Raw genomic sequence first — 12,759 nt, forward strand, 5'->3', positions numbered from 1 at the left:
CATTTGCTATAAGGCTATGAAAATCCCTGGAATCTGGCTCGTGGCCTATAGCTGGTAGCTGGTGGCTCTTAGCTCGTAGCTGGTAGTTCGTGGCTCGTAGCTGATAGCTCGTGGCTTAATCAGGCCGAAAACCGCTGAGGTCTGCATACTCTTTGTCCAGCTCATCCAGAATCTTGACGATACCGCTTTGGTTCAGGTTTAATACTTTGAAGACGTACCTGTTAAGGTAACTGATCTGATCATCTCCGCTGTTGCCCACCTGAAAAACTCGAGACATGAAATCACCAAGATGCACCACACAAGCCATATCAGGAAAATGCTGAGCTGACTTGGGTCTGTGATGCCATACCAGGCCTTCCCGTAGTCTCAATGGAAGATTCCAGTGGTCAGACAGCCAGGCATTGATCCGATCATGGGAAAAACCCATCACTTCCTTTTCAGCCATATAATAGCTCATATCTTTTTGTTTAACCAGTTCATCAACCTGCTTTTTGACATCAGGCAACTGAACAACAGAAACCACCTTACCCAGATCATGCAACAAGCCTGCAACAGAATACTCTTCCGGATCTTTAAAGCCTGCTACTTTTGCTATTTGAGTACAAGCCACTGCACAGCCCAGACTATGTTCCCACAGCCCCATCATTGACTCAGCCATGGCATCAAAAACCGAAGTACTGATAATAAGACCACGTACTACATTAAAACCCAGCAGTACAAGTGCGTGCTGTATTGTACTGATTCTTCTGGGAAATCCATAAATCGGCGAATTGACCATCTTCAGAACTTTGGCAGAAAGCACCTGATCCTGAGAAATAACCTTGGCAACCTGATCCGTGGAAGAGCTTGGATCCTGGACAAGTTCAGTAACCTCATCAAGCACAGTAGGCAGAGTCGGCAAATCATTGACCGACAGGACCATTTTTTTATTTTCAGTATATAAATCCTGCATTATTTCTGCTCTTTTGAGGGTGAATCAGTTTCAGGCTGTTGTGAAGTGCTGGTCTGGGCAGCCTCCATAACCATCTTTTTTTTGAAATATGCCTTTAAAAAGAGCTTCATTCTGGTCATCCACTGATCATCATTGAAATTCCTGAACAGGTGATCCATTTCCTGCACACGCTGCTTATAAGTCTTAGGTGGATCAACACCTTCCATTTCAACAGGATGACCCTGCACAACCACGGACGGGATATCCATGTTTTCAAGACGCGTGATGAGGGTATCGGTAATTTCAGTACCTTCAGCCACGAGCACCATGCCGTTATCTCTCAGTATAGGCTTGGCCAGAACCATTCCGGGTTTGGCCTTGTCAAGCGGTATTTTCTGCAAGGTATATACTCCCTTGAGAGTTCAAAGTTCCTGGTTCTTCGTTCCTGACTGCATGAAATAAATACAGGCAGATATTCGGCCTGGCCCGAAAGACATATTGAGCAGGCAAAAAAAATAAAGCGTACTGATTCCACAACCCCATAATGGAAAACTAATATATGTCTACCTGGAGCAGTAATACATTCCAGGTAACCTTTTGATCAAACCTTTAATTTCCAATTGAACCAGAACCTGGCTGACCTTATGGCTGGGCCAGTCAAGTTTCTGTGTCAACTCATCAATATGCACCTGCTTATCCAAACTCAAAGCCTTAAGCAGTTGCGACTCATCCTGCGGCAGATCCGGAGGCACTTGAGGTCTGCCCGGACTTTTTTCAGAAGGCTTAAGTTTGTTGTGCGAAAAAGCTGACTTAAGAACCGGGGCCAGAACTTCCAGAATATCATCACCTCTGCTTACCAGATGTGCACCCTGACGAATAAGTTCATTACATCCGTCATAATTTTCCATATTCACAGCACCCGGCACTGCAAAGACCTCTTTATTCTGAGTCAAAGCCAACTGGGCAGTAATCATACTGCCGCTTTTCAGTGCTGACTGAATCACCAGCACCCCCAACGCCAGGCCGCTGATAATTCTGTTGCGAAAGGGAAAGTTACGCGCCTCAGGCTTGGATCCCGGTTCAAGCTCGCTGATTATCAATCCGGAATCCTCGATCTTGACCCACAAGTCCTTGTTTATGGCTGGATAAATAAGATCAATTCCTGTTCCAAGAACAGCAATCGTACCTCCTGCACTGTCTACTGAAGCCATGTGAGCCTGTCGATCAATCCCATAGGCAAACCCGGAAATAATTGTCAGGCCGGCCTTAGACAGTTCACTGCAAATATTTCTGGCCATTTCCTGGCCATAAGCTGAACTTTGCCTTGAGCCCACTACAGCAATGCCATGGTTTTGCAACAGGCTGATATCACCTTTATAATAAAGAGCAACTGGCGGATCGTAAATCTGTTTGAGCATTTCAGGATACTGGGGGTCCGACCATAGTACCAGGTTGAGATTTTTGCTGAGCACTCTTTCTAACTGGGATTGAGCAGCTGTTTCCCAGTCTGATGAAGCAAGACCGCGTTCCTGATTTTTCTTGATTAACCCAAGGCTTTTCCACCTGGATTTATCAGCCAATGCATGTGCCGGACTTAAATAGTGCTCTAAAATTTTACACCAGGTCCGGGGGCCAATGCCCTTTATAGATTGCAGGGCAAAGCAGGCAAAAATCTGATCATTTCTGGAATAAGCTGTCATCCTGGTTTAACTTATAAATTTGTCTTGGGATCAACTAAGTTTCGCTTCTTAACTGCTCTTTCAAGGGACCTGCACGCCTTGCTGATTCTGACTCAGGATAGTCCTGAGTCAAAATACCAAGGTAAAACATGGCGTTTCTTGCATCCCCAAGCCTCTGGTATGAAAGGCCGATCTTAAATAGTGAATCTGGAGCCTTGGGATCTTCAGGAAACTTATCCAGAACTCTTCTGAACATCAAGATAGCCCTGGGATAATCATTTTGCAAATAATAGGTTTCCGCGAGCCAGTACCAGGCATTTGGAACAAGGGCGCTCTCGGGAAACCTGTCCAGAAAATCTCTGAATTCAAGCCTGGCAGATTCGGGTCGCTCGGCAAAGTAAAGATCAAGCGCACTCCTGTATAGTTCTGATTCTCCCAGTTGTGCCTGGCTGCGTTGTGGCTGTGGCACTTCCTGAGTCTTCTCTGTTCGATCTTGAATTTCAGCCATGGACTGCATCACTGGTGGTGCTTGAGCTGGCTCTCGGTCCAGATTTACTCCCAAATTAATATACTCGCTGACAGGGTCGGTTCTCTGAGACTCAACACTTGTTTGAAGTGACTCTACTTCGCTCCAGATGGACATGAACCGCCTGGCGGATTCATCTCTGAGCTGATCTAACTCTGTACTGAGTTCCTCTAACTCAGCCCAGATGGAGTCAATCGCAGATTGCTGGCCATGAACCTGATCCTCAAGGGAATCAATCATACGCTTGTGTGATCTTATTTCACCTCCGGGATACAAGGTGCATCCGTAGGTAAATACCGCACAAATTAGAAAAATAACCATCCTGGAATACATAATAAAGCTCCAATTAGCTTACTTGAGAGTTCAAAGTTCCTGGTTCTTCGTTCTTGGTTCTAAGAAAAAATATCAATAAATTTACATTGATACCTGGTCTGGTCCAAAAGATATTCTGATCTGCCAAAAAGCCAATAAAAGCAAAAGATTACAAAAAAACTTTTGACTGTCCAGAGAATAACTCTTTATGCTGCTCACGAGCTTATTTTCCAAGGCCCACACCATAGCTTTCAAAATACCTCAAGAATAAATTCTTGCCTGATAATCGGTTTTAAGGCATAATTAACGGCTTAGATCAGATTTTGAGTAAAAGGAGAATGTTATTTTGGAATATACGCTTTATGACGGTCTGCTCACCGGCCTTGCCGCACTCTTGCTGGGCTGCGCTGCAGGCTTCCCGGCGCTGGCGTTACTTAGTGAGGCTGCTGGAATCCTGCGCAAAAAAGTTTTCATGCACAAATTTGCCCAGCAATATGCCAGAATCGGCCTGCTTTTCGTGTATGCCGTCACCCTTGCAGTAGCTGCAGCCTGGGCCGCTTCCCACTACATCCTGGATTTTTTTCTGCCTGATATCAGCGGTTTCTGGATAGAATATGAAATATTCTGGGATTTCAGTCTTTATTTGTCTGTTATTGCTTCTGTTTTAATGAGCATATATTATTTTACATGGAAAGCGCTCAGCAAAATCAAAGCTCTACACATGACCATCGGCATCCTTGCCAATATTTGTGCTACAGCGTTTCTGATACTTTTGGGCTGGGCTTTTTATCGAGAACTCCTCATCCTGCCTGAAATAGCCCCGGACCTGAACTCCATATTTCTTCCTCTTGCAGCCCAGGCCTTTTTGCTGAGCCTGGCTGCAGCAGCAGTAACAGGGATGCTTTATCTGCTGCTTAGACGCAGCAGGGATGATTTTGGCCGCGATTACTACCGCTTTGCTCTGGCTTTTGGGGCACGTTGGGGCATTATGTTTGCAGCTCTTTCTCCATTGACCTGCCTCTGGCTGTTCATGCTTATGGAGGACGCACTGACTTATGACTATATTGCCATACCCGGGGCTGTCTATTCTCTAAGCCTGATTATCATGGCCATAATACTCTGGCGCATAAGCAGAAGTGAACAACCCATGCGCAACAAGCTTGCCATCATCATCTGTCCGCTGTTTATCTGGCTGATTTTTGTTGCCCGCTTTGTTTCTTACTTAGAATTTACCAATATGGACCAGGGTGAGGTAGTCATCCACACCTTCATAAGAGACTGGCCGCTTACTTTTCAGGACTTTAAAGGCATTTTTCCACAGGTAAATTTCTTGCCTTCAGGGCAATAGCTTAGACGCTCACATCGTGGACCAGCCTTGCTGAAGATTACCGGCAACTCCATACGCAAAATTTTCAGCATCTTCCAGGCCATTTTTCGTATTTCCCATTGCGCGCGCCGACAGCACCTGAGCTCAAAAAAGTGAATGAGGCTCCGGCAGTTCATGGTCATTACTACCTTGGATTCTGCGGCCTGGGGCAGCACAAACCTGGCATCTTCATTGGCCTTGGCACCGCGCCCACTTTTTGTGAGCATGCTCTGCAGGTCAGAATACACCCTGCCAACCTCGCCCATAAACTGTTCAAATCTTTGTTTTGCTTCTGGAACAGCAGCGATAGCCGGGGGCAGTATATATTGAAAATCCTGGGCATCAACGTATCTCTGGCTTTGCTGTGAATAAGAAGCGATGCGGTGACGCACCAGCTGATGAGTCAAAGCTCTGGATATCCCCTGCACCGCAAAAGTATAGCAGACATGCTCCACAGGGCTGTCATGCCCGGACTCTAAAATTTTGCCGATAAAATCCGCCTGCTTTTCCTGAGAGACATCACCACTTAGTAGTTGAGGCCACAATTCACCTGCAAAACCTGGACTGTAGCACTGCCTGAAAGCAGCATAAATAAGGGATACGGCACTGGGAGTTCCGCTGAGCAGTTTTACTTCTAATCTTGATTCAGGCATCTGAATTCCTTTTTATACCTCTGTCAAACGTGGACCATGTCCGCGACGCAGCTGTTTTAATTTCGCTGCAATGTATCATACCAGAGAAACCATGCCCTTTTTCACAATCTTGAGATGCTTGTATGCTCTGGGGGTGACAACCCTGCCCCTTGGGGTTCTTTTTAAAAATCCGCATTGAATCAGATATGGTTCATAAATTTCTTCGATTGTACGCACCTCTTCTGAACAGGCCACTGCCAGAGTCTTAACTCCCACCGGACCTCCGGAAAACTGCTTGATGATACAGCTAAGTATATTGCGATCCATATGATCTAACCCATAGGCATCAACATCCATCCTATCAAGAGCCGCAGAAGCTGTTTTGGCGTCAATTTTTTCCTGACCATCCATTTGAGCAAAGTCACGCACCCTGCGCAGCAGCCTGTTGGCGATGCGCGGGGTGCCACGTGCCCTTTTCCCAATCTCCAAAGCACCATCATCTGTTATTTTGACCTTGAATACCCCGGATGATCGCTTGACAATTAAAGCCAGTTCCTGGGGTGAATAAAACTCCAAGCGACATATGACCCCAAATCGATCTCGCAAGGGGGATGTGAGTAAACCAAGTCTGGTTGTTGCTCCCACTAATGTGAACGCCTCCAGTTCGATCTTTACTGTTCTTGCTCCAGGCCCCTGGCCTATGATTAGATCTAAGTTAAAATCTTCCATGGCCGGATAGAGAATCTCTTCCACACTTGCTGGCATTCTGTGTATTTCATCAATAAACAGCAGATCATTCTTGTTCAGGTTGGTCAGTATGGCTGCCAGGTCAGCGCTTCTCTCCAGCACAGGCCCGGAAGTGGAAACAATATTCACACCAAGTTCCGAGGCCATTATCTGGGCCATGGTGGTTTTGCCCAGACCTGGATTACCATATAACAAAGAGTGATCAAGATGCTGCCCTCTGCTTTTGGCAGCATCAAGATAAACCCGCAGATTAGCGCGCAAATCGTCCTGACCGATAAACTGGTCTAAAGTTTGTGGTCTGATATGGTCATCGGTTATTGTACTTGACATAAAATATGCTAATGCAGGCTGTACCCACAACCCAAAAAAAAGATAGTTTCACCGCCCGTTCGAAGACTCACTCAAGACGCAAAGGGCGCAAAAGAAGAAAGAAGTTTTTTCACTTGCCGGGGAACCCAGTTAAACCCGTCTGCGACGGAGACTACGTCTGTTTAACAAGGCATGCGGCAAATGAAAAGGCAGCCTTTTTGAAAACCGATGCCCGGTTTACCCTCTCGTTCCCAGGCTCCAGCCTAAGGACGCTTTATTCTTGCGGCTCCAGCCGCTTCTTCAAAATGACAGTCTGTTGAATTAAACTGGTAACAGTTTAACCCCCTTCAACCTTCCCCCTTCAACCTTCCCCCTTCCCCCTTCAGCCTTCAGCCTTCCCCCTTCAGCCTTCAGCCTTCAGCCTTCAGCCTTAAAGCTTAACACCTCATTCTTGAGCCTTTTTTTTAAGCACTGCCCTGATAGCCGCACTGACGTCAAGATCGGGTTCATTTTCCAGAACAGCCTCAACAATATGTGTAATCTCGCCTGTAGTGTATCCAAGACTTACAAGACCGGCCAGGACATCCTGGCGAACCGATCCTTTGTATACAGGGGCTTTGGGTGCAGCTTGATCAGCTGCAACAAAGTTTAGCTTGTCCTTGAGGTCAATTAAAATTCTGCGCGCCGACTTTATTCCAATGCCCGGAACCTGAGCCAGCATCCTTTCATCTTCAGAGGCGATAACAGTCTTCAGCCTGTCCGGAGAGTAGATGCTCAGAATGGCCAGGGCTGTCTTGGGGCCAAGCTTGGGTGTATTCAACAGCACATTGAAGGTTGTTCTCTCCTCCTCAGTTAAAAATCCATATAGATCAAATGAATCTTCCCTGATAACGCTGCTGATGAAAAATTCTACTGACACTCCTCTGCCCGGCAATTCGCTCATGCCCTGGGAAGTCAGAAACACCTCATAACCAAGGCCGGATGATGTCAGGATTATACATGATTTTTCTCTGGTACTGAGTAAAGTACCCTGAATGTATGCGATCATTTCCAGCCTTTAAGCTTTGCCAGCCTGCGCTGATTAAGATGAGTGACAGCCACAGCCAGAGCATCACTGGCATCCCTGGCCCAGTTATTCCTGCTACCCAGCAGCCTGGATACCATAAAGGCGACCTGCTCCTTATCTGCTCTGCCAACTCCTACTATGGATTTCTTGACCATAGTGGGCGTGTATGAGAACACCGGCAGATTCAGGTGAGCACATGCAACCACAGCAGCACCTCTCGCCTGTCCCAGTTTCAGGGCTGAAGAAGCATTCCTGGCAGTAAAAATCTCTTCTACAGCAGCCTCCTGGGGCCTGTAATCGCCGATTACCTTGACAATATCATGAAAAATTTTGGCCAGTCTCAGGCTCATCTCCTCAAGTGTTTCAGTCCTGATGGTACCAGCCTGAACCAGTGAGAGTTTTCCAGATTCATCATGTACTATACCATATCCAGTACAGCGCGATCCAGGATCAATGCCCAGAACAAGTTTTGACCTGTCTTTATCTTGAGAACCCATAAAGGCAACAGGCCCGCCTTAGTCCTGCAGCTCTTTAAGAATTTCATCAGGCAGGTCAAAGTTGGAATATACGTTCTGTACATCATCATGATCGTCTAAGGCTTCATAAAGCTTGATAAGCTTATGACCGGTTTCTACGTCCACCTGAACAGTATTCTTGGGTACCATGGTCACCATGGCCTCAACATATTTCAGTCCTGCGTCATCATAAACCTTTTTTACATCAGCAAAATTCTCCGGAGCACAGCGCACCTGCCACACCTCACCGTCATCTATGATATCTTCAACACCGGCTTCAAGGCCGGCTTCAAAAATTTCTTCTTCACCATAAGTTTCTTTTTCAAAGGAAAGCACACCCATATTATCAAACATCCAGGCTACACAGCCTGACTCTCCCATGGAACCCCCGCTTTTACTCAAAAGATGGCGTATTTCAGCTACCGTCCGGTTCTTGTTATCCGTAGCTGCTTCTACGAGCATGGCTGCCCCGCCAGGACCATAACCCTCATAGAACACTTCATCAATGCTTTCCGAGGCCAGTTCTCCAGTGCCTTTCTTAATGGCGGTTTCAATTTTGTCCTTGGGGAGATTAACAGCTTTGGCAGCGTCTATGGCAGATCGCAGTCGATTGTTGGCACCCGGATCTCCACCACCGGTTCTCGCTGCCAGAAAAATTTCTTTGGTCACCTTGGTGAATATTTTGCCCTTTTTGGCATCCTGTCTGCCCTTTCTATGCTGAATATTATGCCATTTACTATGTCCTGCCATGCATTCCTCCTTGAATCATATAGATAACTACAATTTTACTTAAACTATTTCAGGCGCTTAGCGTTTTCAATTTTTTTCAATTATTTATTTATGATCTGGACAGTCAAAAATTATATTGCAACACTCTGGATTTACTGGTCTTCTTCAGGTCTAAAGCTATCCAGACACCCGTAAAGCATAACCACCCGAAATCATATGTATTTTTTTCATATACTAATAACTTGAGAGTTAAAAGTTATCAGTTAATTGTTATTAGTTTAAGAAAAAAACATTATGATTTCAAATGGTTAGGCTTTGAAAACGACTGGATATCTAAAGCTTGTAAAATGGCAATAAATCCAAGGGGTTGCACAAGAACTTTTGACTGTCCAGTAATAACAATTAACTGATAACTGTTAACAGTCAAGTTGCTACAGTCCCCGTGCCTCAGCCTGGAAGCACATTTCATATAAGCTCCAAGCCTACCAAGAAAACTTCCTTACTTTCCATCCTGGAGCTTTTGGGCTTAAAATGTTTAACCTTATTAAAGCTGGAGCGCATTTCTTTCTGTAACTCCTGAATATCAGGTCCCTCCAGAATTTTGGTAATAAATGATCCACTCTGGCCAAGATGTTGTCTCGCTGCGTAAAGGGATTCCATAGCCAGATTGAATGACCTGGCCTGATCTGTAAATTTTATGCCCGTAGTTCTGGGTGCCATATCACTCATTACCAGATCATACGGCGCATGGTCAGCAATGATTCTGGCGGCTTCAGCTTGGGGATCAAAAACATCTCCCTGGATAAATACAACATACCCTGGAAAAGACACGTCCGTATTCTGCAGGTCTACAGCTACAACAAGGCCCTTATCCTGCACCTTTTGAGCAGCATACAATGTCCATGAACCTGGTGCTGCTCCAAGATCCAGAACTTTAAGTCCAGGGGAAAAAAGATGGAATTTTTTGTCCATTTCTTTAAGTTTGTACACTGACCTGGCAGGATAATTTTCCTTCCTGGCCTTTTTAAAGTATTGATCCTGATATTTTTTCATGTCATTAAAGCCCTTGAGTAAGCAAACAACGGAAATCACCAATACACTATTATGCCTGACCGACCAGCAACTGTAAAGATAAAAACAGAGATCGGAATCCATAGAAGCGTCAGTTCCGCTCCTGGCAACTTCAAAACCCTCTCTAAAGGCAGTGTACCCCTGTATCTTGGTCTTGGGCCCGAACCTGCCACTGTTTTATCCAAAAATTTTGAGCAAAAAGGCTACTATCTGGAGTGTCCTGAATTTATTGCAGCAATGCCTGAGGGCTGGACAGAACAAATACCTTCATGGCTCATCCGCCTGCAACCCGGCGAGCTTTCCTCGTTACCCCTGAACCATCTGAAAGTAATTCTCTACACACCCGGTTTAAAATGCTTTCCATGGTTCTGGACTAATATTCTGGCTGAAATCAGGACAGCCGCAAACAAATCCAAATCCGTCAATCCCGCTCCTGGCAAGGTCATCCTGTTTGGAGAAAAGCAATCGCTTCTCATTCCTGAACTTTATTGGGAACTGGGCAGCATGGGTTTTGAGCCTGTACTTCTGCCTTCCGCTGTTTCTCCTGAGAATTTAAACATATTTCTTAGCCAGACCGAACCAGCTTTTGCACTGAGTGTCAATCTGCAGGGTATGGATTCATATGGTGAAAACTTTGCCCTTTTAGACAGACATAGTATTCCCATGGCCATCTGGATGGTAGACAATCCCTTTCACCTGCTCACCAGGATCAGAGGCAGCTATTGGACCAGAGCCCATATTTTCGTTACTGACAAGTGGTTTATCCCACCGCTTCAAGATTTGGGAGCAAAGCACACCTGCCATTTGCCTCTCGCGGCTGCACCAGGATTCTATATGTCCAAAAGACCAGCAGTAACAGATCTCAATCAACAGATTGTGTTTGTGGGCAGAAGCTCGTTTCCTGAACACGATTCTTTTTTTTCTGCAGTGCAAAGAAATCCTGAGCTTGAAAATATCGCGAGAGACATCATGCTCAAGGGGCAACGTCCTGACTTTGCCTGGTGGAATGATAAGTTAAATGCACCCTGCTGGCCCGGCAATCTTATCAGACAAACCGGCCTGGGTGCTTCGCAAAGCGGACTGCACTGGAAAAAAGTCTGCCTTGATATGCTGGCCAGGCACTATCCCCTGACCGTGTTTGGAGATAAGGGATGGCAAGACATTGTTTCTAACAGAATCCATTTAAGGGGCGAGGTTGATTACTACGGGCCATTGTCGGCCATATACTCTTCTGCGCGCTGCGTCCTTAACCTGACTAACATGATCATGCCAGGAGGATTGACCCAGCGCCATTTTGATGTCTGGGCAGCTGGAGGAACGCTTCTGACGGACAAAACACCAGGTCTTGATATTTTTCCACAAGGCCTGGCATCTGAAATAAGCTTTTCCACAATTGATGAAATGTTAAGCAAGATGAAGAGGACATATAACGATGAGAAATACCGAGCACAACTCGGACGGAAATTTTACCGCATCATCAGAGCAGAACATACTTACGCCAACAGGATTGCTACTGTACTGAAACACCTTGACATCCAGTGTGCTTCATCCAGTCTGCAAACAAAATGATAGCTCCAATGAAAAACAAATCAGTCCATTCCCCCACTTCCAAGTCTTCTTCATCTCGACTGTCTCCAGCAGCCCTGATTAAAGGGTTTCTCATATTTTGTGCAGGCCTTTTGCTGGGGCTGACCTTGTTTTTTCCAAAACACATTATCTGGGAAAATCTTTTCAATCGCCTGCACGTTCAAGAGCTAAACATTATCAGCAGTTACAATCTGGATGAAGCCGGACTCTTCTCTGCAAGGCTTTTGGATGTCAGACTCAATATAGCAGGAGAAAAGTTTGTCCTTCCCAGGGTCAGCTTAAGCCTGGGTTTCTCTCCTCTTGCAAACATCACCGTAGATTCCGGCCCGGAACTTCAAATAGCATTAAAGCGCGGTCCTGTTATCAAATCCACAGGAGCAATAAATCTTGCAACAATTTTTATTGACCGGGAGTTAAGTGGCCATGTATGGTTTGATATTGACATGCTGGTGTCAAAAGAAACGTGGCTGCCTGTTCAAGGCAGTATCAGCGCGGGTAGCAAGCAGGGTATTAATATAGACAGTGATCCTGTGCTTACAAGTTTTGATCTCGATGCAAAACTGCATGAAGCACGTTTGGAAATAGCAAAGCTTGAAGGCACTGGACCCGTTGATTTTTCCCTGGCCGGCAATGTTGCCCTCAACTATGACAATCTACAGGCTTCAGTTTATCTGGTCCAGGGCAGCTATACTCTGGCTGGACAAACTACCCCGTTTCGTCAGCAGGGCAGGCTTTCTGAGTTTTTGATGCAATAAATAAAGCTGCAAAATAATCAGGATATAGAAAAAGGTGGTTTACCTGGAAATCCTGAAACCCTACTGAGATAATTTCAATGGAGTTGTTATGAAAGCACTTATTGTTGAAGACGATTTAACCAGTAGAATGCTGCTGGAAAAAATTCTTTCCCCCTTTTTTCAGTGCCATAGCGTGGAAAACGGACTGGAAGCAGTCAACATTTTTCGCGAGGCCCATGAAAACCAGGCACCCTATGACCTGTTAGCGTTAGATATCATGATGCCCATCATGGATGGACACAGCGCTCTAATGGCCATCCGTGAGATTGAAAGCAAACTCCAGGTGCCTCCTGGTCAAGAAATCAAAGTTGTCATGACCACATCCCTGTCTGACTCCAAAAGTATCACTGAAGCCTTCTCAAGTGGCCAGGCTGATGGTTACATTACCAAACCCTTTTCTAAAAATAAGGTACTGGAGGTTCTTCAGGACCTGCACCTTCTGGAGTTGCCCTGAACCAGCATCCAGCAGGGACGAAACTTTTTCGCCCCTGCCGG

14 protein-coding genes are annotated in these 12,759 nt (G+C 45.7%); 4 read left to right on the forward strand and 10 right to left on the reverse strand.

Going from position 1 to position 12,759, the window contains the following annotated elements; genetic code table 11:
* Positions 1 to 115: 115 nt before the first annotated feature.
* From LZ23_RS01085 to ybgF, 4 genes are all read right to left on the reverse strand, one after another.
* Positions 116 to 952 (reverse strand): HDOD domain-containing protein, encoded by an 837-nt coding sequence (locus LZ23_RS01085; protein ID WP_157493067.1) that lies wholly within the window; start codon positions 950 to 952, stop codon positions 116 to 118.
* Positions 952 to 1,332 (reverse strand): hypothetical protein, encoded by a 381-nt coding sequence (locus LZ23_RS01090; RefSeq protein ID WP_045210844.1) that lies wholly within the window; start codon positions 1,330 to 1,332, stop codon positions 952 to 954. Before LZ23_RS01090 ends, LZ23_RS01085 begins: the two co-directional genes overlap by 1 nt.
* 162 nt (positions 1,333 to 1,494) lie before the next feature.
* Complete coding sequence (gene dprA / locus LZ23_RS01095) at positions 1,495 to 2,631, reverse strand: DNA-processing protein DprA (protein WP_045210846.1); 1,137 nt, start codon at positions 2,629 to 2,631, stop codon at positions 1,495 to 1,497.
* A gap of 34 nt (positions 2,632 to 2,665) precedes the next feature.
* Positions 2,666 to 3,469, reverse strand: coding sequence for a tol-pal system protein YbgF (ybgF, locus tag LZ23_RS22085; RefSeq protein WP_052507007.1), 804 nt, complete (start codon positions 3,467 to 3,469; stop codon positions 2,666 to 2,668).
* A 325-nt stretch (positions 3,470 to 3,794) separates the two neighbouring features.
* On the opposite strand from ybgF, the gene LZ23_RS01105 reads away from it, so the two are divergent.
* Positions 3,795 to 4,796, forward strand: a complete 1,002-nt coding sequence (locus LZ23_RS01105) for a hypothetical protein (protein WP_045210847.1) — start codon at positions 3,795 to 3,797, stop codon at positions 4,794 to 4,796.
* On the opposite strand, the gene thyX is transcribed toward LZ23_RS01105, so the two are convergent.
* The 6 genes from thyX to LZ23_RS01135 form a co-directional block, all read right to left on the reverse strand.
* Positions 4,742 to 5,467, reverse strand: a complete 726-nt coding sequence (gene thyX, locus LZ23_RS01110; RefSeq protein WP_045210849.1) for an FAD-dependent thymidylate synthase — start codon at positions 5,465 to 5,467, stop codon at positions 4,742 to 4,744. The two genes, LZ23_RS01105 and thyX, sit on opposite strands and share 55 nt — an antisense overlap.
* A gap of 75 nt (positions 5,468 to 5,542) precedes the next feature.
* Positions 5,543 to 6,523 (reverse strand): Holliday junction branch migration DNA helicase RuvB, encoded by a 981-nt coding sequence (gene ruvB / locus LZ23_RS01115; RefSeq protein ID WP_045210851.1) that lies wholly within the window; start codon positions 6,521 to 6,523, stop codon positions 5,543 to 5,545.
* A 424-nt stretch (positions 6,524 to 6,947) separates the two neighbouring features.
* On the reverse strand, positions 6,948 to 7,550 hold the full coding sequence (gene ruvA / locus LZ23_RS01120; protein ID WP_045210853.1) for a Holliday junction branch migration protein RuvA: 603 nt from the start codon (positions 7,548 to 7,550) through the stop codon (positions 6,948 to 6,950).
* On the reverse strand, positions 7,547 to 8,065 hold the full coding sequence (gene ruvC / locus LZ23_RS01125) for a crossover junction endodeoxyribonuclease RuvC (protein ID WP_045210855.1): 519 nt from the start codon (positions 8,063 to 8,065) through the stop codon (positions 7,547 to 7,549). Before ruvC ends, ruvA begins: the two co-directional genes overlap by 4 nt.
* A gap of 18 nt (positions 8,066 to 8,083) precedes the next feature.
* On the reverse strand, positions 8,084 to 8,833 hold the full coding sequence (locus LZ23_RS01130) for a YebC/PmpR family DNA-binding transcriptional regulator (protein WP_045210856.1): 750 nt from the start codon (positions 8,831 to 8,833) through the stop codon (positions 8,084 to 8,086).
* Positions 8,834 to 9,277: 444 nt separating this feature from the next.
* Complete coding sequence (locus LZ23_RS01135) at positions 9,278 to 9,865, reverse strand: RlmE family RNA methyltransferase (RefSeq protein ID WP_045210858.1); 588 nt, start codon at positions 9,863 to 9,865, stop codon at positions 9,278 to 9,280.
* A 51-nt stretch (positions 9,866 to 9,916) separates the two neighbouring features.
* On the opposite strand from LZ23_RS01135, the gene LZ23_RS01140 reads away from it, so the two are divergent.
* The 3 genes from LZ23_RS01140 (at position 9,917) to LZ23_RS01150 (ending at position 12,718) form a co-directional block, all read left to right on the forward strand.
* A complete protein-coding gene (locus LZ23_RS01140; protein ID WP_052507008.1) occupies positions 9,917 to 11,452 on the forward strand; it encodes a glycosyltransferase family protein in 1,536 nt (511 codons plus the stop codon).
* Between the two features lie 8 nt (positions 11,453 to 11,460).
* The gene (locus LZ23_RS01145; RefSeq protein ID WP_157493068.1) at positions 11,461 to 12,225 is read left to right on the forward strand and encodes a hypothetical protein; all 765 of its coding nucleotides are present in this window, start codon (positions 11,461 to 11,463) and stop codon (positions 12,223 to 12,225) included.
* 88 nt (positions 12,226 to 12,313) lie between these two features.
* Entirely contained in the window at positions 12,314 to 12,718 is a 405-nt protein-coding gene (locus tag LZ23_RS01150; protein ID WP_045210861.1) for a response regulator, read from the forward strand.
* Positions 12,719 to 12,759: the final 41 nt, after the last annotated feature.

The sequence above is a fragment of the Desulfonatronovibrio magnus genome (genome assembly GCF_000934755.1).
Taxonomy (GTDB): domain Bacteria; phylum Desulfobacterota; class Desulfovibrionia; order Desulfovibrionales; family Desulfonatronovibrionaceae; genus Desulfonatronovibrio; species Desulfonatronovibrio magnus.